Annotated in this window: 17 protein-coding genes and 1 pseudogene; 10 read left to right on the plus strand and 8 right to left on the minus strand. The window is 41.3% G+C overall.

All coding sequences use genetic code 11. The features are described from left to right. Nucleotides 1–534: 534 nt before the first annotated feature. Nucleotides 535–2,463, plus strand: a pseudogene (locus tag SWP_RS12375) (PKD domain-containing protein). Nucleotides 2,464–3,229: 766 nt separating this feature from the next. On the opposite strand, the gene hda reads toward SWP_RS12375, so the two are convergent. Both hda and SWP_RS12385 read right to left on the minus strand, forming a co-directional pair. Then, complete coding sequence (gene hda / locus SWP_RS12380; protein WP_020912832.1) at nucleotides 3,230–3,940, minus strand: DnaA inactivator Hda; 711 nt, start codon at nucleotides 3,938–3,940, stop codon at nucleotides 3,230–3,232. Nucleotides 3,941–4,011: 71 nt separating this feature from the next. Then, the gene (locus SWP_RS12385; RefSeq protein ID WP_020912833.1) at nucleotides 4,012–5,142 is read right to left on the minus strand and encodes a DUF2066 domain-containing protein; all 1,131 of its coding nucleotides are present in this window, start codon (nucleotides 5,140–5,142) and stop codon (nucleotides 4,012–4,014) included. Between the two features lie 150 nt (nucleotides 5,143–5,292). Here SWP_RS12385 and SWP_RS12390 point away from each other — a divergent pair, with 150 nt between their 5' ends. Further along, complete coding sequence (locus tag SWP_RS12390) at nucleotides 5,293–6,546, plus strand: uracil-xanthine permease family protein (RefSeq protein WP_044555896.1); 1,254 nt, start codon at nucleotides 5,293–5,295, stop codon at nucleotides 6,544–6,546. Between the two features lie 83 nt (nucleotides 6,547–6,629). Here SWP_RS12390 and SWP_RS12395 read toward each other — a convergent pair whose 3' ends face one another. Next, nucleotides 6,630–6,977 (minus strand): Grx4 family monothiol glutaredoxin, encoded by a 348-nt coding sequence (locus SWP_RS12395; protein WP_020912835.1) that lies wholly within the window; start codon nucleotides 6,975–6,977, stop codon nucleotides 6,630–6,632. A gap of 224 nt (nucleotides 6,978–7,201) precedes the next feature. Between SWP_RS12395 and sodB the strand changes: the two genes are divergently transcribed. Then, nucleotides 7,202–7,786: a superoxide dismutase [Fe] gene (gene sodB, locus SWP_RS12400; RefSeq protein ID WP_020912836.1), complete on the plus strand. Its 585-nt coding sequence runs from the start codon at nucleotides 7,202–7,204 to the stop codon at nucleotides 7,784–7,786. Nucleotides 7,787–7,917: 131 nt separating this feature from the next. On the opposite strand, the gene SWP_RS12405 is transcribed toward sodB, so the two are convergent. Genes SWP_RS12405 through SWP_RS12415 form a run of 3 tightly spaced genes read right to left on the minus strand, consistent with a single transcriptional unit; the run spans nucleotide 7,918 to nucleotide 10,804 of the window. After that, nucleotides 7,918–8,457: a BsuPI-related putative proteinase inhibitor gene (locus tag SWP_RS12405; protein ID WP_020912837.1), complete on the minus strand. Its 540-nt coding sequence runs from the start codon at nucleotides 8,455–8,457 to the stop codon at nucleotides 7,918–7,920. Continuing rightward, nucleotides 8,457–10,274 (minus strand): AsmA family protein, encoded by a 1,818-nt coding sequence (locus SWP_RS12410; protein WP_020912838.1) that lies wholly within the window; start codon nucleotides 10,272–10,274, stop codon nucleotides 8,457–8,459. Before SWP_RS12410 ends, SWP_RS12405 begins: the two co-directional genes overlap by 1 nt. A gap of 32 nt (nucleotides 10,275–10,306) precedes the next feature. Beyond that, a complete protein-coding gene (locus SWP_RS12415) occupies nucleotides 10,307–10,804 on the minus strand; it encodes a putative 4-hydroxy-4-methyl-2-oxoglutarate aldolase (RefSeq protein WP_020912839.1) in 498 nt (165 codons plus the stop codon). A 188-nt stretch (nucleotides 10,805–10,992) separates the two neighbouring features. On the opposite strand from SWP_RS12415, the gene SWP_RS12420 reads away from it, so the two are divergent. Then, nucleotides 10,993–11,319, plus strand: a complete 327-nt coding sequence (locus SWP_RS12420; protein ID WP_020912840.1) for a hypothetical protein — start codon at nucleotides 10,993–10,995, stop codon at nucleotides 11,317–11,319. Between the two features lie 685 nt (nucleotides 11,320–12,004). On the opposite strand, the gene msrQ is transcribed toward SWP_RS12420, so the two are convergent. Together msrQ and msrP are read right to left on the minus strand one after the other, a co-directional pair. Beyond that, nucleotides 12,005–12,652: a protein-methionine-sulfoxide reductase heme-binding subunit MsrQ gene (gene msrQ / locus SWP_RS12425; protein ID WP_020912841.1), complete on the minus strand. Its 648-nt coding sequence runs from the start codon at nucleotides 12,650–12,652 to the stop codon at nucleotides 12,005–12,007. A 7-nt stretch (nucleotides 12,653–12,659) separates the two neighbouring features. Then, nucleotides 12,660–13,682: a protein-methionine-sulfoxide reductase catalytic subunit MsrP gene (gene msrP, locus SWP_RS12430; RefSeq protein ID WP_020912842.1), complete on the minus strand. Its 1,023-nt coding sequence runs from the start codon at nucleotides 13,680–13,682 to the stop codon at nucleotides 12,660–12,662. A 208-nt stretch (nucleotides 13,683–13,890) separates the two neighbouring features. Between msrP and rmuC the strand changes: the two genes are divergently transcribed. The 6 genes from rmuC to SWP_RS12460 all read left to right on the plus strand — a co-directional run bounded on the left by rmuC (nucleotide 13,891) and on the right by SWP_RS12460 (nucleotide 22,584). Continuing rightward, complete coding sequence (rmuC, locus tag SWP_RS12435) at nucleotides 13,891–15,384, plus strand: DNA recombination protein RmuC (RefSeq protein ID WP_020912843.1); 1,494 nt, start codon at nucleotides 13,891–13,893, stop codon at nucleotides 15,382–15,384. Nucleotides 15,385–15,433: 49 nt separating this feature from the next. Then, nucleotides 15,434–17,362 (plus strand): transglycosylase SLT domain-containing protein, encoded by a 1,929-nt coding sequence (locus tag SWP_RS12440; RefSeq protein ID WP_020912844.1) that lies wholly within the window; start codon nucleotides 15,434–15,436, stop codon nucleotides 17,360–17,362. Between the two features lie 314 nt (nucleotides 17,363–17,676). Further along, nucleotides 17,677–18,399 carry an EAL domain-containing protein gene (locus SWP_RS12445; protein WP_044556421.1) on the plus strand — a complete coding sequence of 241 codons (723 nt, stop codon included), beginning with the start codon at nucleotides 17,677–17,679 and terminating at the stop codon, nucleotides 18,397–18,399. 113 nt (nucleotides 18,400–18,512) lie between these two features. Continuing rightward, nucleotides 18,513–19,421, plus strand: coding sequence for an AAA family ATPase (locus tag SWP_RS12450; RefSeq protein ID WP_020912846.1), 909 nt, complete (start codon nucleotides 18,513–18,515; stop codon nucleotides 19,419–19,421). 150 nt (nucleotides 19,422–19,571) lie between these two features. Further along, nucleotides 19,572–20,480, plus strand: coding sequence for a DUF58 domain-containing protein (locus SWP_RS12455; RefSeq protein ID WP_228371061.1), 909 nt, complete (start codon nucleotides 19,572–19,574; stop codon nucleotides 20,478–20,480). Between the two features lie 61 nt (nucleotides 20,481–20,541). Further along, the gene (locus SWP_RS12460) at nucleotides 20,542–22,584 is read left to right on the plus strand and encodes a transglutaminase TgpA family protein (RefSeq protein WP_228371062.1); all 2,043 of its coding nucleotides are present in this window, start codon (nucleotides 20,542–20,544) and stop codon (nucleotides 22,582–22,584) included. Nucleotides 22,585–22,588 lie beyond the last annotated feature (4 nt).

A 22,588-nucleotide genomic window follows, 5' to 3' on the forward strand; every position in this document is an offset into this window, starting at 1 on the left:
GACAGCAATTATAGGCTGGTATCTGCCAGCCTTTCTATTTGGCAAATCTCCCCTTCTCCTTTACTCCCTGTCAAAAGTACCTTGTTCACTCTTATTGCACGATAAAAGAGATGCTCGTCAGCCTATATATACCAATAGTTGAACTACTGTTCTAGCGGCTTAGCAGAGTGTTTCTGGCGAACTAATTCAAGGCGGATAAATGACACCATGGTTGTTCCCTTATAAGTTTATTCAACGCAGAAGTAGGAAGCCAAAACACTCCTTACAGGCGAGTTTTAGCGGCTCTGATGCTGCGTTAATGAACTTGAACCTAGTTTAACTATGCTCATCATTCATTGCTAACCACATGGATGTGGTGAATATCATTAATGCAGGAGCATTTAATGACCTTACCCCAAAGCCACTAAATTCTCGCTGAGCGGTCAAATCTTTATACTGATTGGTATAACAGACAAATATGTTGAAGAAACAACCTGCATGCTATATTAAATTAATAGCAAAACAATAATAACAAGAAAGATTTGAGGTCGGGCAATGTTACGCAAAAATCAACTAATATTACTAAGTATATTCTCACTTACCGCATGTCGTGGAAGTAGCGACAGTGCCGATAATGATTTAATTATCCCTCCTGCCACCGATGTACTTGCGCGTTGTGAAGTGCAATCAAACCTCGAGAAAGTATCGAGTTCATCTAACATAAGCTTTTATACAGAGCCAAGTTATCAATCGTTGCAACCCGCAGTAATAGCAGCAAGCATAAACAATGCTGATAGTTCAAATTACGCCTTTAGTTGGTCCCAAAAATCAGGGGAATCACTAATATTAAAATCGACTCATAGCCCTATGCTTGCTTTTACCGCTCCAACAGGTGGTCGCTATGAATTTGAGCTCACGGCTATAAGTGAAAATAATTCATATAGTGCTATTACAGCGATTGACGTTGTTGAAGGCCAAACAAACCCATTAGCAATACGAGTTGATCATTAGGTAACAATGGGGTCTGGCGTTAGTTTTAGAATCGATACCCCCCCATCAGCGGTACCAGGAGATATCAGTTGGTGTTTAGCAGCTGGGCCTGACATAAATGTTGACCTTTCAAATTTAGAAAACCCGCTATTTACCGCACCAGAAGTAGAGCAAGATACTTTTACTATTTTAAGAGCATCAGCAACAGTCAATGGCCATCAAAGCTCTGATGACGTACATATACTCATCACCAAAGAAGCTGCAATTACCTCCCAATATTTCGACTCTCCACTCGCTAGGACATTCAGTTATCAAGGTCAATCACCTTATAGGTCGGTATTACGTGATTGTGTTTACTCTAATCAATTAGAGCAAACTTGTACGATAGAGCAATTGCCACTTATCGGTCAGGAGGCAAACGGCGGTAAGCAACAGATTCTTGATAGGCTTTTAGTTTCACACCAATGGATGGGAGAAAACTTCGAGTATTTTCTGGATAACTTAGATCCGGATAGCGACTTTGCAACCTTGCTTCAATCAGTAACGGCGATTGTTATTAGCTACGATGTTCGGCCCTCATTCTACTGGGTCGCTACAGGTGCCATCTACCTTGATCCTAACGACTTGTGGTTGCTTGCAGAAGAGAGGGATTCCATCAATGAAGCGCCAGATTATCGCAGTGGTTTCGGCAATGAATTACAGTTTCTTATGCCATGGCGCTATGTGAAGAATAACCAATATACTTCTTATATTACCCCACGTAGCACCCGCGTTAACCGTACAGCAGCAGAGATGCAGCCAGACTTAGCGTCCCTGCTCTATCTCGAACTCGCCCACGCCAATGATTTTTTCCCTCGCAGTATTCATGATGACCTAGAGGGTCCGACACTATTGGATGATTATGAAACAAGAAATAGTCATCAGTTGCTTGTTTCAGATCAGTTAACAGCTAAATACCCATTAAACAGCACTGAAATGGCGAGCTTGGCAAATGTCAGTTTTAGAGGTGAGTCGGCAACCAATCAGCAAAAGTCATACACACCAAGTGATATCAGTAGTTTTTTTGCAGCTGATACTGCACCTGATTACTACGCATACTCTACACGCAGAGAAGATGCAGCGATGCTATTTGAAGAAGCGATGATGAGCCATAGACTCGGTATTCAAAGGGATGTAGGTATAACCGATAAACCAGAAGTAATTTCTGCAGATACAATTAAAGTTGATTGGGGACAAAGGGGAAGAATTGGCGATGATACGCTGCAAAATAGAGCTGCCTTTGTTATTAATGAGATAATTCCTGAGCTTGATGCAACAACACTAGTGAAAAACTTACCTCAGCCTATTCCTATGGCGCAAGGAGCAACTTGGTCTGAAAACCTTGCAATTTCCCCAACATCGAAGAACTTAGTTAATCGAACACAGGTCGCCATTACAGCAAACACTCCAGCAGTAACATTAAGTGGTAGCAGGCACCAAACTCCCGTAGAGTAATACCAATTGCATGAAAAGTTTGACCATTCAGCGGGAATTCAAAACGTTGTAGGCAAGTAGTGGGGTTTGAGCTAATAGTTATTCTCGGCTCTGGCATCCTGCTTCGCTCTCGATAATTGCTCCTGCATTATTCTACCTTCGACCATCCTTGGTCTCGTACCTCCTAAATCTGACCGCCAAGGAAGGCCGGAATGTCTTATTTTGTATGGAACAAAATAGACCATTTAATCGTATATCCAAATCCCATAGCGAAGCATACAGCGTTTGCCAATTTGTTTAACCTCAGCCGCACTACGTGAGCCCTTCAGTCTTTTCACTTCTGCTTTGCATTGGCTTAAAAGGGAATAATACCAATTGCATTAAAAGTTTGACCATTCAGCGGGAATTCAAAACGTTGTAGGCAAGTAGTGGAATTTGAGCTAATAGTTATTCTATATCCAAATCCCATAGCGAAGCATACAGCGTTTTTGAAACCCGCACTACGTGAGCCCTTCAGTCTTTCCACTTCTACTTTGCATTGGCTTAAAAGGGAATAACCATTTCTTTACCAATGCGCTTTGAATTGAAATGGCTGAGGGGCTCTGAAATGGTCAAATACTTAATGCAATTGGTATAACTATTTCTTTACCAATGCGCTTTGAATTGAAAAGGCTAAGGGGCTCTGAAATGGTCAAATACTTAATGCAATTGGTATAAAAGATAATAAACCTGCGCAACAAAAAGCCCAGTGTATTAACTGGGCTTTTTGTTGCAAGACTTTCAACACTTATAGGCGTAGCATCTCTTTGATAAACGGTATCGTCAATTTTCGTTGATGAACCATAGAAGCTTTGTCTAAGCGATCGAGCACATCAAACAGTGTTCTTAAGTCTCTAGCCAAACGATTTAATAAGAAGCGACCAACATCTTCCGAAAGCTGTAAACCTCGCATAGCTGCACGGCGTTGCAATGCTGCGAGCTTTTCATCATCTGCCATAGGCTGAAGTTGATAGTTAAGCCCCCATTGCATTCTAGAGATAAGATCAGGTAAAGCGAAACCAGTTTCGCTTGGCGAGACGCTAGCACTTAATACTAACGAACAAGTCTTTTGCTCTGAAATCCTATTGTAGAGATCAAATATGGCCTCTTCCCAGAGGGGATGGCCAGCAATGGCATTCACATCGTCAATACACACCAAATCTATTTTCTCTAAGCCTTCTAATAACGCAGGAGAGATACTGGCATGGATCCCAAGTGGAATGTAAAAACTACTGCGATTAAGGTCGTTAGCGTGAGCACACGCAGCATGCATTAAGTGCGTGCGGCCAGATTTTTCTGGCCCCCAAATAAATACGGCCCCTTCAGCTCTGCCCTCGGCACAAGCTTGTAAACTCTGGATGAGTTCATCATTACCTGCAGCAGGATAATAACTGTTAAAGGTCTCGTCATCTGGAAGATGAACGGGTAGCGATAATTGTAATGGTGAGTTTGATTTCACTCAGGAGTATCTCGACAACGCAGTATTCAATTTAGGTGCACATACTAACATGTGCACCCGTGAATTGGGAGTTATTGCCCCTTCCAATAGTAGATCTGTGTCGGTTTATTGGCATTGTTCTCGCTGCCAAAGCTCGCGTACTCGATATTGTTACTTGAGGTATTACCTATAGATTCAATGCGGGGGTCGAGTTTCATTAAACGGTGTAAATCCTCTTCGTTACCAAAAAGGCCTAGATTAAACTCAACGGTCATTCCCTCAATACTCGCCACTGCTACTGTTTTGATAGCGCTTAATTGATTCAAATATTTTTCTATTTCAACCAATTGCTTCATTTTACTAACATCGGTAAAGGTAATTTTTGTTGTTAGCTTCTCACCGGAGTCAGCAATTGCGTACTGGCTAACATAGTATTCGCTCGCCGCTGCAGTAATATCAACTACAGCTTGCTCTACACTTGCAGACTCACCGCTTTGACTAGTCGATGGATTATATTGGCTGCTACCGGCGCTTAACTCTCTAGGGTAAAGTGACATTTTGTAACTAAACACTTCACCTTGAGGAGAGATCGTTGCCATTATAAAATAATTCGCCTGATATCTAAGCGAGGCATTTGCCACATTATCAGTAAATTGGCCGCGAATATCGTTAATGCCAATCTGCATCGAATCATCAAGATCCATTAGAGGAAACAATAAAGGCACACCACGATTGGACGATTGAGTATCAAATGATGTTCGAGTGACTGATGTCGAAGCATCATTTAAAATCTTTCTCTCGCCTTCGATTTCTTCCACTAACCATACCAGTGTCAATGGCCGTTGCTTACCCCAAACTGGTAAGCCAGCTTGGCGTAGTAAACTGATTAGACGTTTGTGATCAAAACTCACCTTAATGAACAGTTTTCCATCCAAATCTTGATAACCATACTGTGTCATCATTGCGCTCGCATTGGCTAATTGCTTAACCACATCGGGGTGGGTTAACGCACTTTGAGTCCCTGTATTTTTAAGAATAACCTCTTTTAAGCCTTGCTTTATCGCCTGGCTTCTCAAATTTTTAGCCCTTGAGTCCACTGGTACTAGGCTTTCGTCTAAATTGTACACTTCAGCAGAAATTGCTGAAAAACAAAATAACAAGGGGAACATCATCAAGTAACGACAGACAGCTTTAAGCATATTATAGGCTTCAACAAACGACACAGTTATTCAAATTGTACCACAGTCGGCGGAATTAGGAATTTTATAGGATCAAGTTTTCTCTCTTAAGATCAGCGTTGTTTGAACAAAATCGCTGTAAATTTTGTTTCATAAAGATATCATTGTTAAGTTTATTAAAATAAGAGAATAATAATGAAAAACCTTACACTCCCTTTACAAGGGGCCCAAATGCTATTTGTAGCATTTGGTGCACTAGTATTGATGCCGCTGTTAACAGGCCTAGATACTAATGTGGCACTGTTTACCGCAGGTATTGGTACACTCATTTTTCAACTAATAACCAAACGTCAAATTCCAATCTTCCTCGCATCTTCTTTCGCCTTTATCGCTCCGATTATGTATGGCGTACAAACATGGGGGATCCCATCAACAATGGGGGGACTGATGGCGGCAGGTTGCGTGTATGTAGTACTTGCAACGGTTGTTAAAGTTAGAGGAGCAGGCTTTATTAAACGCCTGCTACCGCCAGTGGTAGTCGGACCTGTTATCATTGTCATAGGGTTAGGCTTAGCCCCAGTTGCCGTTAATATGGCAATAGGAAAAACTGGAGACGGTAGCTTAGTATTAGTCGAGCAAAATACTGCACTGATTATCTCTTTAGCTTCACTCTTTACCACAATAGCCGTTGCTATCTTTGCAAAAGGAATGCTAAAGCTGATGCCAATTCTTGCTGGTATTTCAGTTGGTTACGGTCTAAGTTTAGCTTTTGGCATTGTTGATTTCTCGCCCGTAGCAAATGCCAGTTGGATAGCTATGCCGAACTTTGTGGCGCCAGAATTTAACTGGCATGCGATTCTATTTATGATCCCCGTCGCAATCGCTCCTGCGGTTGAGCATATTGGCGATATTCTTGCGATATCAAATGTAACCGGAAAAGATTTCATCAAGAAGCCAGGCTTACATCGAACATTAGCCGGTGATGGTGTCGCAACCATTGCATCGTCAGCTTTTGGTGGGCCGCCAAATACCACTTACTCTGAAGTGACCGGCGCAGTAACACTGACAAAGGCATTCAACCCAGTGATCATGACATGGACTGCTATTACCGCCATATTACTAGCTTTTGTCGGTAAACTCGGCGCTCTAATGCAGACGATTCCAGTACCTGTTATGGGCGGGATCATGTGTTTGCTGTTCGGTTCAATTGCCGCAGTAGGTCTCAATTCATTAATTAAAAATCACGTCGATATGAACGAGCCACGTAACTTGAGTATTGTCGGTGTCACGTTAGTGTTTGGTATTGGCGGAATGGCCTTTGGTATTGGCTCATTTAGCCTTACAGGGATAAGCTTATGCGGCATTATCGCCATATTGATGAACCTTGTGCTTCCTGATAATGCAGCGGCACATGAAAAGATTGTCAGTGATGATTTAGACCAAATCTAATTAAAGTCACATACTGAATCTAGAGTAAAAAAAAGCCCTGAATATCAATGATATTCAGGGCTTTTTTGATTCAAGACTGAGAACTAGCTGCTTGCTTGCTCGTCTTCAGTTTTATATTTTGCGGCAGTTTCCTTGATGAGGGTCTTTAGCTCACCTTTTTGGAACATTTCAGTAAGAATATCGCAGCCGCCGATTAACTCGCCTTCGATCCATAATTGTGGGAACGTAGGCCAGTTAGCATATTTAGGAAGCTCGGCACGAATATCCGGATGCTGGAGAATATCAACGAAAGCAAACTGCTCTTCACAGTTAATCATGATCTGTGCGACCTGAGATGAAAAACCACAGCTTGGTAACTTTGGTGAGCCTTTCATGTATACAATAATTGGGTTTTCGGCTATTTGCTGCTTGATTTTATCAACTGTTTCCATTTTTCATTCCTGGGTTATACAACATTGCAATACGCTATTGTACGACAGTATAGTACAGAACAAAAACCTACTTTTACTATGGTCATTGCCTAATAGGATTAATCGATTGAGGTAATCGACTGTTTCGAATAAACAATGATACACTTCACAAGTTTATTAGGTAAAATGACCCGCAGTGAGCAAGAACGCATAATACTACAATCAAGAGTTAACGGAGAAAACTAATGGCTTTCGAATTACCAGCATTACCTTACGCAAAAAACGCACTTGAGCCACATATCTCAGAAGAAACCATCAACTACCATTACGGCAAGCATCACAACACATACGTTGTTAAGCTAAACGGCTTAGTTGAAGGTACTGAACTTGCAGAGAAGAGCCTAGAAGAGATCATCAAGACCTCTACTGGTGGTATCTTCAACAACGCAGCTCAAATCTGGAACCACACTTTTTACTGGAACTGTCTATCACCAAACGGTGGTGGTGAAGCAACAGGCCCGGTAGCTGACGCTATCGTTGCTGCATTCGGTTCATTCGATGCATTTAAAGCACAGTTCACTGACTCAGCAGTTAACAACTTCGGTAGTGCTTGGACTTGGTTAGTGAAAAAAGCAGACGGTACTGTTGCTATCGTTAACACTAGCAACGCAGCTACACCACTTACTGATGAGTCTGTTACCCCAGTCATGACTGTAGATGTTTGGGAACATGCATACTACATTGATTACCGTAATGTTCGTCCTGACTACATGGCTCACTTCTGGGAGCTAATCAACTGGGATTTTGTTAACGCAAACTTCGCGGGTTAATTTGAGTATTTAGTAGCTCTGCTATTATAAAGATTCAAAATAAAAATCCGGTCTCTTACAGAGACCGGATTTTTTATATTTGAAAAGCTCACAAGCCAATTATGTTGATTGGTATTATATAATTCAACGGCTTAAAACTTATAGATTACTGGCGTCATTGCGGGTGTTTGAGATTCAGTTGCCCGACCAGAAAATATTGCCTGTAGGTAAAAACCTTTACCAATTTTCATCGCAATACCCTCAGCAATCCTAAACTTAACATTTTGAGTTTTACCTGCTGGCATCACCGTTTCTCTTAAGGCCTGGGTAAACATCATCTCATTTGACCAAGCCCATACCTTTTTACCCGCAGAATCAAACAGCCATAGATCAGCAGTCATACCAGAATTGAACATTAACGGTACACCGTATGACTGAGTATTCGTGTATTGCAGCGTCACGTTCATCGCAGAACCAGTATCATGCTCTACGATGAGTTTGCCTTCAAACAAGCCCTTTTGAGCGAGCTTAGCCCTCGTTTCCTCATCATTTTTTACCGGAGTCACAACTGCTGGCGAAACTTTTACGTTGTTCTTTTTGGTCATATCAGTAACCTCACCCACGCTACTGTTACTTTGTGAGCAACCAGAAACTGTGAGTATCACCATGGCAAGCGCAATTTTACTTAACATTAAAACCCTCCGAATTTTTTAAACAAGCTGTCTTTAAGCTTATTCGTTTCATCTTTTAGCTTCGAATCTAACAAAGCCTTTGTATCAAGAGCAAATTTTGGCTCAGACATTGTGCCACTTATCGCAAAAGGTATCTCAACACCGTATAGCGCATCGCGTTCGCTTCCGCCCTGACCTTCAAGCGAACCCACAACTGAAGTGGTTAACTTATAATTAAGCGCTTCGTTGATAACATTGGCGGTTCCTGACCCCGTGAGGCGAATAAGTGGCGATGCCATATTCAGATCTGGGTTTGTAACTACACCTTTAGCCACCTTAAATGAGCCGGTCATACTGGTGAAATCTGTCTTTTGCTCACGAGTGCCACTCGACGACATATCGCCGCCAAGCTTGGCCTTTGCATCTCGGATCATTTGTGGGATGTTTACCCCATGAATGGCTCCATCAGCTATTTCAAATTTGCCGTTGGCCAATAAGTTCTTTTTAAGGTTATCAGGCAGTAAACTGCTACCTTTCCCCGCTACATTAAAGTTAGCGGTACCGTCAAGCATATCAACCTCGGCAGCATCGATAAGCAAAGCACGGATGTCGATCCCTTTTAAACGCTTATCAAACTCATATTTAGCGACCTTACTGCGGCCATCTAATTTCGCAGAGGCTTTAATTGTACCTCCATAAAGCGCTGCTGACAGCTGACTCATGTTCGCAACACCTTGATTCATTGTCATTTTAAAAACCCAGTCCTGAGTCTTCATATTCGCAACTTTAACTGATTTCACTTTAACATTAACGTCCAAATTGACTGATTTCATCACAGTTAAATCAGGCTCAACAGCTGCGGCCTTAGCAGTATCAGTTTTCTTAATGTCATCAGTTTTTGTCGATTCTTTTGGTAAAAAACGATCTAAGTCTACGTCACCAACCTCAAGCTCAGCCATTATATTAGGCACCTTGTTGCCATAGGCAATATCTAGCTTTCCAGATGCATCAATATCTGCAGCATTAAAGCTTGCTAGAACCAGACTCATAGTTTGCTTATCTAATGCCATTTCAAGCGATGTTGTTAAGTCTGCTTTAAGTTCGCCATTTGGTACCCCTTTTCCCTTCAGCTGATTTGTCACTGCAAAGTCATTAATCACGATAAGTTGCAAATTCTGCGAGACTTTGATTTGTCCTTCGCCTGAGCTAGTAACATTAAGATCCGCTAATGATGCTGACAACTCATACTTCAGAGGGGCAAATTGATCTAATTGAAATCGCCCAAGCGTTAATGATTTTAACGAGAGTAACTGTTTAGTGTTTGATTGTCGGTCCAGATTACTAATCTGAGTATTAGTGATTGAGATCCCGCCAATATCTAGCTTTGATAAACTAACGCTCGATGCCTCGTTGGCAGGCCTTTTTGAAGCTTCACTGGAGTTGCCCCCACCGGTCAGTCCGTCAAAACTGCTTCTACCATCCTTTTGCGTTTCTAAAGATAATGTCAGTCCATCCAAATTGAGTTGAGAAATCTCGACCTCTTTCGTCAGCAACGGCATGAGTGCCACCTCAGCAACGACTTCATTAACAGATACCATCGCAGCATTTTCAAACCCGTCTGGGTTAGACAATGTAATCCCACCCAACTTAATGCCTAAACTTGGGAAAAATGTCCAAGAAAGATCACTATTAATAGCTAAGTCACGGCCGGTCTTCTCTTTAACGACCTCTACAATTTGTGGCTTAAAATCATTGGGGTCAAAAATCAAAGTGATATACAGCACCAACGCTGCAACTAAGCCTAACAATGCAACAAAAAACCATTTTAATAATTTCATGACAGATTCCATCTGAATAACAAAAGCGAATACTATAAATTTAGCATGGATAAATCTAAAGCTTGATTAGATATGGCAATACCGTTTAGATCAGCATACACATATGAGTGGGGGGAAATGATGACACCGTAGATTTCAACCGCAACATTAAGTTCACCAAGCCCTTTTTTAACCGTTTTAATCGGGTTGATACCTATAGCCTGTATACCTATTTTCATGGTTTTCAATGCTGAAACATCTCTTACGCAACCAAAAATGACAACACCTTGCCAACCATTAACTTCGGCATTTTTAGCAATCATATCGCCAAGCAGTGCGCAATCAGTCACTCCTTGTCCGTCAACAACAAGTACTTTTCCTTTGCCATTTTTCGACAATTCTTCTTTAACTAGAGAGTTATCTTTAAAACACTTAACCGTGACGACTTCTCCCCAAAAACAATCTTCTCGACCAAATGATTTAAACATCGGGGGTAACAACGATAAATGTTCCGGGTATGAGTCGAATAAATCCGGTAATAAATCAAGCATAAGCATCTCCTTGCTTTAACGACATATAATCATATCAACTAGATTGACAGGTCGCAGGTCTAAACCCAAGCAAATAGTTGACTTTTTACCCTAAAAAACATGTTTTTCCTTTTACAGTTCTAGATTACAAACTATAATCTAAACCAGTATCTATTATTCAACCTTAATCTTCTTTACCTCGGACTCCTATGAAAGAAAATCTTGATTTAGAAAATGCCATTGCTGCATTAGACCAATATGGTTATGAAAAGAAAACCAGCAGCGATCTTGAGCAAGCTAGAAATAAGCCGCAAATGATTAAGTACATTGACTCTCTTGATTTTAATTTACGTCGATTACTTATTTTACAAGAATCTGTAAATGAACTTGTAGAGAATGAGAAAAGATTACTAGCACAGCAAGAAAATATTCAAACTTATAAAACTAAAATTATCAACTTGTCTCGTCAGTTTAATATCTCTTACGATGAAGTTTTACAAGTGATGAAGCAGCAAGAAGCAAATGCTACAAAATAGCATCATAAATAACATTGAATAGTTAAATGAGATAATTCCTCGCTCCATTGAAACAGCCTACGGAAGGGCTATTCATTGCCAATGAAAACAGCGCCCCCTCAAAGTATAACGACCTTATACTCATTCTTTTTTTCTTATTAAGCCTCTCCTCAAAGCCTCTATTTGGTTAATGACTTAAATAAAGTAGCCACTCAGATACAAATTATCTAAAGTGACCACATAATATAAATTTAAAAATTGAGCAACTTAATACCAATTGCATTAAGTATTTGACCAGTTCAGAGCCCCTCAGCCTTTTCAATTCAAAGCGCATTGGTAAAGAAATGGTTATTCCCTTTTAAGCCAATGCAAAGCAGAAGTGGAAGGACTGAGGGGCTCACGTAGTGCGGGCTTCAAAACGCTGTATGCTTCGCTATGGGATTTGGATATACGACTAAATGGTCTATTTTGTTCCATACAAAATAAGACATTCCGGCCCTCCTTGGCGGTCAGATTTAGGAGGTACGAGACCAAGGATGGTCGAAGGTAGAATAATGCAGGAGCAATTATCGAGAGCGAAGCAGGATGCCAGAGCCGAGAATAACTATTAGCTCAAATTCCACTACTTGCCTACAGCGTTTTGAATTCCCGCTGAATGGTCAAACTTTTAATGCAATTGGTATAACAGTCAAAACCAAAGTAAGAATCATACCCTTTCTTGCTTTGTAAAATACTTTATCGAATTCTTCTTCCACCAGTTCGACTTCTTTGCCCGAACACCGAGTAACACTCCAATGAAGACGAAGTACAATATTGGCTCAATAATCTCCGACTTAACTGACCAGTAAAAATGAACTGGAACCAATATCGCAATTAGATAAACACCATTATGTAATTTCTGCCAACGCCGGCCCATTTTACGCATTACTTTCTTAAAAGATGTAAACGCTAAGGCACTCAATAAAACGTAAGCAGCAGCCCCTACAAGTATATAGGGACGCTTAACAACCTCTTGAAAAAACAGTGACCAAGCAAACAGCAGATCCAAGCTGAAGAAGGCCAGTATGTGTAGGCTGGCATAAGCAAAAACATAAAGGCCAACAAGACGCCTTGTTTGTAGCAACAGCCCTTGCTTCAGCTTCTTGGCTACCGGTGAGATCAGTAATGTCGCGACTAAAGCGTTTAGGGCGCCAATTCCAGTGAAATGAATAATATACTGGACTGGGTCCCCCCCTGCTCTGTCATTTAATACTAAAAGCACCAAATAGATAATCGGCAGTAACCCTATCGTATGCATTAAGCATTTGAGCCAGAACAGAGATCTTGAGGTTAATTTAAACGACTTGTTTTTCATACTTTCCCTAAAAGTTTCTTTTTAGATTTAAGCCCTGATAAAGGCCAGCCACTGATTCTTCATATCCATTAAAAGGAAGAGTTGGGATCCGTTTAGCTGAAAATAACCCACCCTCTGCAATTCGTCTTTCAGAGGCTTGTGACCATCTAGGATGATCTACGGCAGGATTTACATTGGCATAGAAACCATATTCACTGGGTGCCAACTCGTTCCAAGAAGATTTTGGCTGCCTATCGGTTACCCGTATACGTACTATCGATTTAATACTCTTAAAGCCATACTTCCAAGGCACTACTAATCTGATTGGTGCGCCATTTTGTGGTGGTAACGTTTTTCCATATAAACCCACAGACATAAAGGTTAGATCCGTCATCGCTTCAGCAATGGTTAGTCCTTCAACGTATGGATAATTAATACCTCCGCCACTATAGCGATTCCTTTGGCCAGGCATTTGGTCTGGGTCATAGAGTGTTTCAAAAGCGACATGTGTTGCATTACTCTTCACGCCAGCCTTTTTTAACAAGCTAGCCAAAGAGAAACCAAGCCACGGAATGACCATCGACCAAGCTTCAACGCATCTAAAGTTGTAAATCCGCTCCTCTAAAGGCAACATTTTTAGTATGTCGTCATAATCAAGCGTAAGTGGCTTGTCAACTTCGCCTTCTATAACCAATTGCCAAGGATTAACTTTCAATGCTTGTGAATTTTGTACAGGATCCGTTTTACTGGTTCCGAATTCGTAGAAATTATTGTGTGAAATAACTTTATTTTCTGGAGTAAGCTCACCATAGAGCAGGTGGTCATACTCAGTTTGCTTTGAATGAGGCAATGCTATCCTAGCAAAAGCTGCCTTTTCTTCGTCACTGGAAAACAGATCAAATACGCCTGCATTCGCCTGGGACGACAATAACGCACCAGCACCAATAAACCCCATCTGCTTAAGAATACGCCTTCTGTCGTGGTAAACCTCTTCTGGGGTTACATCGCAATCTTTAAATTTATTCCATGCAGCTTTGTTAATTATTTTCATTGGCCGCCTACCTCTTCAATTTATTTAGAACCTAATTAGTCAGACCGCATTACCCTTAAAAAGATTTCGTTCAAGGCTAACATTTACATCTCATTAACAGCTGATTACGTCTTCATCATTTACCATCAAGAAGACGTTGTTAAGCTTGCAGTGTTTAAGCCAGCATGCCACTCTACCCGTTCATTTACCATGTTAAGAGCCGTCTCACATGCCTTTAAATATCGCTTTTTCTACGCCTGAAATCATTATCTTAGTCGCAATCGCATTTCTTTCTATCTTAGTAGGTGCTCTTTTTAATCAGCGAAAAACAAGAGTCAAATGGGAATACGTTCGTGCACAGCTATTAGATGACATGGAACAAACTAAAAATGAGTTAAATGGTGAGATTTTGGAACTGAAAGAATCACTTCACCAAAAAGATGCGCAACTTGCCCTTTCCCAGGAAAAGCTTGAACAACGAATTGAACTTCTTGGTAAAGCACAAGCGCAAGCTGAAAGAAGTACTGAGCTCGAACAAACATTAGCGGATAATCAACGAAAGCAGATGGAAACTCAACTTGCGCTTTCTAAATCAAATGCAATGCAACAAACCATAACAGCACGCTACGATGCAGAGCAGCAAGCACTGAATGACAAAATTGAGTTACTAGAAAAAGCAGAGATCCGTTTAAATAATCAGTTCGAAAATCTCGCCACTAAGATTTTTGAAGCCCGTAGTGAACAATTACAAAACCAAAATAACCAGCAACTAGACAATGTGTTAGCGCCTTTCAAACAGCAGCTAGAAGGTTTTCGAGTCCAAGTACAATCCTCTTATGCCCACGAGCAGAGTCAGCGTAGTGCATTAAAGCATCAACTCGATTCCTTGACAGAGCTCAATCTCAAAATGAGTCAGGATGCAATCAACCTAACTAAAGCGCTAAAAGGAGATAACAAGCAACAGGGGAATTGGGGTGAGGTTATCTTGGAGCGAGTATTACAAGAAAGTGGCCTGCGAGAAGGACATGAATACGACACTCAAACAGATTTGAAAAATGATGATGGTAAACGCTTCAAACCCGATGTCGTGGTACATCTACCAGAAAATAAAGATGTTGTTATCGATGCAAAAATGTCACTTCTTGCATATGAGCGATACTTTAATAGCGATGATGACGAAGTACGTGCTCAAGCAATTAAGGAGCATATCGTATCAGTACGCGCTCATATTAAAGGTTTAAGTAATAAGGATTATCAAAAGCTTCATGGTTTAACCAGTTTAGACTACGTATTGATGTTTATCCCGCTAGAGCCTGCATTTTTACTCGCTTTGGAGCATGACCCTAGTTTAGTGAACTTTGCGCTTGAAAGTAACATCATGCTCGTCAGTCCAACCAACTTACTGGTGGCGCTTAGAACCATTAATAATATTTGGCGTTACGAGTACCAAAATCAAAATGCACAGTTGATTGCTAAACAAGCAGGAAAAATATACGACAAGCTTTGCGGCTACCTAGAAGACATGGAAAAAATAGGTCGTGCAATTGAATCAGCGGACAAGAATTACCAGAACGCAATGAATAAACTGGCATCAGGAAAAGGTAACGTTATTCGCCAAGCGCACCAAATGCAGCAGTTGGGAGTAGAAACCAGTAAAAAAGTTGACTCCCAGTTACTGGATAAAGCGCTAAGCTTATCTGAAGGTGAAATCACCTCGCAATAATATAGTCAGCAAAACTCGCAATAGGGACATTGATAGAGGACATTCAAAGATGCACAAGCAGTTAAGTGGCATTTTATTCGCAATAGCGACATTCATATCGTACCCGATGGCTGCTCAGCCTTTGACGCCTGAGCAGCAATTATACCTCGATGCAAGAAAGTCACTCGATAAGCAAGATCTTAATACTTATTTGCAACAGCGTAAAAAGCTCGGTGATTATCCATTGGCTATTTATTTGGATTTTAATCAAAATATTAATGAGATATTAAAACTGTCAGGCGCCGACGCCGCAAGCGCTTTTCTCCAGTTCCAAGGCAGTCCATTGTATAACAGTGCACGTTACCGCTATCTAAACAGCAGTGGCAAGCAGAAGCGATGGCAGGATTTTTTAGCCGTCAGTCCAAAGCAGCCGAACAATATTATTTTACAATGCTATTTCTTTAGAGCGCAGTTGCAAAAAGGTGATAAACAACTGGCTTACAAAGGCGCCGGTGACCTATGGCTTTATGGACGCTCCCGTCCTAAAGAGTGTGATCCCCTTTTTAAAGAGTGGAAAAAAGCCGGCTTTCAAACTCAAGAGTTGATTTGGTCTAGAATGCTGCTTAGTTTTGAACAAGGGCAATATGGTTTATTAACTTACCTCTCTAGAAAGGTCACCCGCAATAAACGCGCAGCAGAAAACCTGTTATCAGTTTATAAAGATCCTCGTCGATTGCGCAATACCTCTAAATTTAGCGGTAAAGCCAAGATAAACGCCACGATTGTCGATATAGGATTAAGGCGCTTAGCGAAAAAAGATCTTAAACAAGCAGTAAAGCTGTATGCAAAATATCAAAAAGCAGATCGTTTTAGCGACTATAAAGGCCGATTACTTAGCCGTTATTTAGTACGACGAGCACTGATTTATCAAACTGAAGAGTTAAAGAGCTTTGTCGACACCATGCTGCCACTTTTAGATAGTGATGACTTGATTGAAATGCGATTACGCTGGGCACTGAGAACCAATGAACAGCATCAGTTTGAGCACTTTATAACTTTACTTACTAAAGAAAAACAACACACAGCACGTTGGACATATTGGCGGGCTGTTGTATTACAAAAGAGCAATGATAAACAAGATCAACAAACAGCGCTGACACTATTGGCAGACTTGAGTCAGCAACGCAATTTTTACGGATTTAAAGCAGCAAATCTAATAAACGTGCCCTATAACGTACAACACCAACCTACGCAGAGCACAGCTAAACGTCAAAATCAGCTGGCTAATGACAAAGGCCTAGCGCGAGTTACTGAGTTATTGGCTATCGACAAGCAATCTGATGCTCGCGCTGAATGGGTAATGTTGCTAAATCGCCATGATAAAGAGATACAAAAGGATTATGGTGTATACGCTGTAGCGCATAAATGGCACAGTTTAGGGGTTCAAGCTAGCATTCAGGCACAACTTTGGAACGATATGGATATGCGTTTTCCATATGCGGCTCAAACATCATTTAGCGCCGCTAGTAAAAAGTACAAGGTTGATATTGATGAAGTTAGGGCTATTGCAAGGCGTGAAAGTGCCTACTTTCCAAATGCAACATCAGGTGTGGGCGCTAGAGGTTATATGCAGCTGATGCCAGCGACGGCGAAGCAAACGGCCAAAAAGGCCAAGCTCAATTATCGTGGTACACGTAGTCTCTATGACGAAAAACTTAATATTGCGTTAGGCAGCGCCTATTACTCGAGTTTGCTCGCACAATTTGATAATAACCGTATTCTGGCTACGGCCTCCTATAACGCGGGCCCCCGTAGAGTAAAATCGTGGCTAAAGAAAAGTGATGCCAAACTAGATGTAATGAGTTTTATTGAATCGATCCCCTATACAGAGACTCGAGAATACGTTCAAGCAGTCCTCAGTTATCGAGTTATTTATCAAATAAAACAAGATAAAAAAGCCGAACTGTTGTCTAAGGAAGAGCTCGGTTTTCAATACTAAATAATCTCATATCAAACCATTTAGTCAGTCGCCCTATTCGCTTCAAATATTGCGCTTACATTGGGAATAGAGCGACTAATAAGTACCGTTTTCTCGGCTTCTATCCCAATAGCACTCAATATTGCTTGATACAGAGCGCAGCAACTATCAGAAAAACTTAGCCTTCAAACGACACCCCCCAAAAAAATACATAAGGTTCAAGAATTTATTAGTAACAACGGTTATTAATAAAGCGCTTAACGATTTTGATTGTTTTATCTTACTACTTTTATGGTAATGTTAATAATTATCATTATCTTGAAAATAAAACAGCTATGCTAGATCTAACAGGTCTTCGATTAACTGCAGAATATCAACCGCTACTTAACCCTCACACAAAAGAGATCTATGGCTACGAAGCCCTGTCACGGTTTTATAATCTCGACGGCTTAGCTATCGCGCCTAATATTGTATTTGAAGAGCTACATGCTCACCATAAATTACTCAATGCAGTCGAAATGGCAGCTAAAGATTTTCAAATTCGACACGCGCCAAAAAGCAATAAGCTATTTCTCAACATTGATCCCCATGCGATAGAAGTTAATGCTAGTGCTATGTTGAAACTGCTACAAAAACAATCCAATATTTGTGTAGAGATCATAGAAAACACCTGCATTAATGACGCTCATCTGGCAGGAGAGTTTATTAAACAGTTAGTAAAGCTGAATATTCCTGTGGGACTCGACGATGTAGGCGCCCCACACTCCATGCTTTCAATAGATTTAATAAGCCAAGTGAGCTGCCTTAAATTTGATAAATATTGGCTAGAGACAGCAAACGATCCACAGTATCAACATCTACTTACCGCACTGCTGCAATTTGCAAAGAAAACCAAAAAGCTCACAGTCCTTGAAGGCATTGAAACTCAAGAACAACTTGCATTCGCGCAGAATATTGGCGTAGATTTAGTACAGGGTTTTCTGTTTAAACCACTTTTTATAACAGCCAAAAGTAGCAAACAATTAACCTCGGTAGTCGCTCCTCCTGTTGCACAATAGACTGTTTGCAACAGGGTTAGACAGATTCAGCTGGTGAGCAAAGAAAATTTCCACCATAGTGATTGTTTCAACACCGTTATATTACACTTAATCAGCCACGAAAAAGGATGCTCATGCCCAATGAAGAAATAGCTGTGTTAGTGAGCCAGTTAGAGCAAGTCTTACTCGGAAAAAAGCTGCAGATTAAGTTAGCTTTGTGCTGTATTTTCGCCAAAGGTCACCTGCTTATTGAAGATCTGCCAGGTATGGGCAAGACCAGCCTTTGCCACGCTCTTGCCCAAGGTCTTAGCCTCAGTTATCAAAGGATTCAGTTTACCAGCGACATGTTACCAGCAGACATTCTTGGGGTCACAATATTCGATAACCAGCAAAACAAATTTGAATTTCATCCAGGCCCCATTTTTAAACAGATGTTGCTTGCCGATGAGATCAATCGTGCCAGCCCTAAAACACAAAGTGCATTACTTGAAGCAATGGCAGAAAAACAGATTACTGTCGACGGTGAAACCTATCCGTTACCGCAACCTTTCTTTGTCATTGCGACCCAAAACCCTAGCGATCAATCTGGCACATTTCCCCTACCAGAATCGCAATTAGATCGATTCATGATGCGGCTATCGATAGGTTATCCTGATACAGATTCAGAAATGGCGATGCTAAAACAACAGTCAAATGAAACCACAGCGTCAGTTCGTCACTGTTTAAATGCCTCCTCTTTACAAGCAGTTCAAAGAAGCGTTGATAATGTTACTGCCTCAGACTCCTTACTCAAGTACATTTTGGCTTTAGTGAACGCTTCTCGGAATAAAAATGAATCGGTCGGTTTATCTCCTCGAGCGACCAAAGCTATCTTACAAGCCGCTAAAGCGTGGGCATTGCTCAGTGGCCGTCAATACGTGGTGCCAGAGGATGTACAAATTGTGTTTCCTCATGTAGCAGAACACAGGATAAGGCAGAATATGCATCAACAAGGACAGGCCTTGTCTACTGAGATTTTGACACAGGTTAACCCCATTCTTTAACCTGACATGGCTAAAAGGAATATTCTGTTAAGAAATATCCTAACTCATGATTTTAAAGGAGAAGTTCATATTAACTCTGTGGGCATATTCAATCGTTTTAAACCAAAACTGAGCAGCGGGTTATCTCGACGAATACCAGCTGCGAGCGCTGTGACTTTAAGTCACAAAAGCATCTTTATCCTGCCTACAGGTTTTGGCTTGGCATGGTTGTTATTATTGCTAATGCTATTTCTTCTTGGCACCAATTATCAGAATAATTTAGTGATGGGGTTGAGCTTTCTACTGTTAAGCATATTCAATACTTGTATCCTATATTGTTATCGAAACCTTGCAGGTCTCACCTTATCCCGTGCCAAAACAACGGCTAATACCTTTGCAGATCAAACCTGCTATATCGCGGTGCACATTGCTTCCAAACGCAGTAGCTACGAGGTAAAACTTAACTTTAGCAAACAGCCCACTGAAATAGCTAAAAAGGTTATCGGGCAGCCACAACCAGCGTTATTGAACGTCCTTCATCCCCGTAGAGGACTCCTAAAACCAGGCCGAGTAAAAGTTGAGTCAAGGTATCCTTTAGGACTCTGCCGTGCTTGGTCTTATGTCGATCTCGATATTGAACACGTAATTTTTGCAACACCCATTCAAACCAATAACTCTTTAGCAATAAGCTCCCAAGATCCTTCAGGAGTCGAAGATACAGGTCGGCTAGTAACAGGGGTTGATGAATTTAGTGGTTTAAAAGACTACGTGAAAGGAGAGTCACTTAAGCAAGTAGCCTGGAAGCAAGTGGCTCAAGGACGCGGTATGCTGACTAAAGAGTTTCAACAGCCTCAAGGTACTCCGTTATGGTTGACACTCGATACTAGCAGCGCCGATCTAGAGTTAAGTCTCAGTAAACTCGCCTGGCAAACAGAACAACTCAGTAGCAAACAGCAAATATTTGGGCTTAAATTAGGCGCAAACTCAATCGAGCCTGCTAAAGGTGAAGTTCACCGAATCGCAGTACAAACTCAGATTGCCCTATATCCGAATAGCCAGCGTGTAATTAACCATGAATAGCGATAGCCGATCGAGTAAAGCCAAAAGGACGGTTCAGATAAGCATCTCTCGGCATACTCTCATGTGGCTATTAATTACCAATGTGGCCATTCTATCGCCTTTATACCAACAAGTGACCGTATGGTCGCTAGCAATTTGCACCATCTGCATCATCTGGCGTGTTGGTATTTATCTTGGAAAAGTAGCTAGGCCGCCACGTTGGTTAGTCACTGCCCTCGCTTTTTTTTCCGCTATGACGCTTGCCATGGTCGCCAATAAAATTGGCGTGCTAACTGCACTCATTAATCTATTGATTTTAGGCTATGCTCTCAAATATATTGAGATGCGTAGCCGACGAGATGTACAAGTTGTCGTACTTGCTGGCTACTTTCTTATTGCACTGACATTTCTTCAACAGCAAAGTGTATGGTCGAGCCTGCATCTATTGCTCGTAACACTAATAAACACATGCGTTTTGATCAGCCTTTATCATGACGAAAATAATTTTAAATATGCAGCAACATTAGGTACAAAAATCTTACTGCAGAGCGTACCGCTTGCCATTATACTTTTTATTGTCCTACCGAGACTGCCACCTCTTTGGATGGTGCCACCGCAAGGCACGGCTAAAACTGGTTTATCAAACACAGTCAGCTTCAGTAATATTACCGAGCTTACTCGCTCCTCCGAACTCGCATTTAGAGCGACATTTGTTGGCGGCTATCAACCTATTAATGCTAATTTGTATTGGCGCGCCCTTGTAATGGAAGATTATGATGGTAAGCAATGGCAACAAAATGTCAGTATAACCGCTGCAGAAAACGCATTTGTCGACAAAACATCGCCAAAGGAACCAACAAGAGCTCTTTCAATGAGTAGTGTTAGCATGGGGGATCTAGACAGCGACACAGCACTGAGTTATTCCGTTATAGCCGAGCCGAGCGGACAACATTGGTTGTTTGGTTTAGATAGAGCCACCAGCCAAGACAAAGGGGTTAAGATGCTAGCGGATTTTCGCTTGTATGCTACTACGCCTATTGAGCAGCAAAAACTCTACAATGTCACCTCCTTCACTAATGCAAATCTGCAAGTTGAACTGCCATTAGCACAACAACAGCTAAATCTGCGCCTTCCAGAAGGACAAAATCCACGTACGCGAGCACTGGCTCAACAATTTGCCAAGCACTATCCAAATGCCGAAGACCGGCTAACGGCAATGATGCGTTATTTTACTGAGCAACCCTACTTTTACACCTTGCGTCCTCCGCCTGTCGGCAAGCAACAGATTGATGATTTTCTGCTGAATAACAAAGCTGGATTTTGTGTACATTATGCCAGTGCTTTTGCTTTTATGGCGCGGGCAACCGGAATGCCAGCTCGTTTGGTCAGTGGCTATCAAGGGGGCGAATATAATCAAGCTGCGGGTTACTTCAGTATTTACCAATACATGGCGCACGCATGGGTAGAAGTTTGGCTTGCTGATCGTGGCTGGGTACGATTTGATCCCACCGCGATGATAGCCCCTGAACGTATCGAACAGGGATTCGACGCATTTTTTGATCCACAGCAAAGCTACCTAGCCGACAGTCCATTTGGTTATCTAGGCCTACAATCTAGCGAGTTTATCAAACAGTTACGCATGCAATTTGCCAGTATCGATTACTTCTGGAGTGTTTGGGTATTAGGCTTTAATACCAATAAACAGCAGCGAGTATTAGAGGAGGTTTTAGGAGAGGTCACTCGCACTAAATTAGCAATATTGCTCATCGTGAGTCTTGGCATTGTCGGACTTTCCATCGCTTACAGTGCTGGTTTAATTCAGTTCCACCGTTCAAATGACAAACACCTTAATGCTTATTATGCAGTTTGTAAGTTACTTAAAAAAAGCAACTTAGCCAGAGAATATAATGAAGGACCGCAGGCATATAATCAACGAGTCGGACTTGCTCTACCCGCGCTTGCCGCTGATTTTAATAAATTCACCGATTATTACATTGCAATACAATATCAAGTGCTGAACAAAAAAGCACAAAAGAGGCTATCTCGGTTACTTATCAAGCAATCAAGACGGCTAAAATTCATTATCATCAAACAGAAATTGGCACTTAATAAAACAAACACATAGAATG

It is taken from the genome of Shewanella piezotolerans WP3, assembly GCF_000014885.1.
GTDB lineage: Bacteria > Pseudomonadota > Gammaproteobacteria > Enterobacterales > Shewanellaceae > Shewanella > Shewanella piezotolerans.

What these genes read in the sequence shown, in the direction of transcription:
- SWP_RS12390 (WP_044555896.1), top strand. Translation starts at nt 5,293, where the DNA reads ATGAAAAACCTTACACTCCCTTTACAAGGGGCCCAAATGCTATTTGTA.
- SWP_RS12395 (WP_020912835.1), bottom strand. Translation starts at nt 6,977, where the DNA reads ATGGAAACAGTTGATAAAATCAAGCAGCAAATAGCCGAAAACCCAATT.
- sodB (WP_020912836.1), top strand. Translation starts at nt 7,202, where the DNA reads ATGGCTTTCGAATTACCAGCATTACCTTACGCAAAAAACGCACTTGAG.
- SWP_RS12405 (WP_020912837.1), bottom strand. Translation starts at nt 8,457, where the DNA reads ATGTTAAGTAAAATTGCGCTTGCCATGGTGATACTCACAGTTTCTGGT.
- SWP_RS12410 (WP_020912838.1), bottom strand. Translation starts at nt 10,274, where the DNA reads ATGAAATTATTAAAATGGTTTTTTGTTGCATTGTTAGGCTTAGTTGCA.
- SWP_RS12415 (WP_020912839.1), bottom strand. Translation starts at nt 10,804, where the DNA reads ATGCTTGATTTATTACCGGATTTATTCGACTCATACCCGGAACATTTA.
- SWP_RS12420 (WP_020912840.1), top strand. Translation starts at nt 10,993, where the DNA reads ATGAAAGAAAATCTTGATTTAGAAAATGCCATTGCTGCATTAGACCAA.
- msrQ (WP_020912841.1), bottom strand. Translation starts at nt 12,652, where the DNA reads ATGAAAAACAAGTCGTTTAAATTAACCTCAAGATCTCTGTTCTGGCTC.
- msrP (WP_020912842.1), bottom strand. Translation starts at nt 13,682, where the DNA reads ATGAAAATAATTAACAAAGCTGCATGGAATAAATTTAAAGATTGCGAT.
- rmuC (WP_020912843.1), top strand. Translation starts at nt 13,891, where the DNA reads ATGCCTTTAAATATCGCTTTTTCTACGCCTGAAATCATTATCTTAGTC.
- SWP_RS12440 (WP_020912844.1), top strand. Translation starts at nt 15,434, where the DNA reads ATGCACAAGCAGTTAAGTGGCATTTTATTCGCAATAGCGACATTCATA.
- SWP_RS12445 (WP_044556421.1), top strand. Translation starts at nt 17,677, where the DNA reads ATGCTAGATCTAACAGGTCTTCGATTAACTGCAGAATATCAACCGCTA.
- SWP_RS12450 (WP_020912846.1), top strand. Translation starts at nt 18,513, where the DNA reads ATGCCCAATGAAGAAATAGCTGTGTTAGTGAGCCAGTTAGAGCAAGTC.
- SWP_RS12460 (WP_228371062.1), top strand. Translation starts at nt 20,542, where the DNA reads ATGTGGCTATTAATTACCAATGTGGCCATTCTATCGCCTTTATACCAA.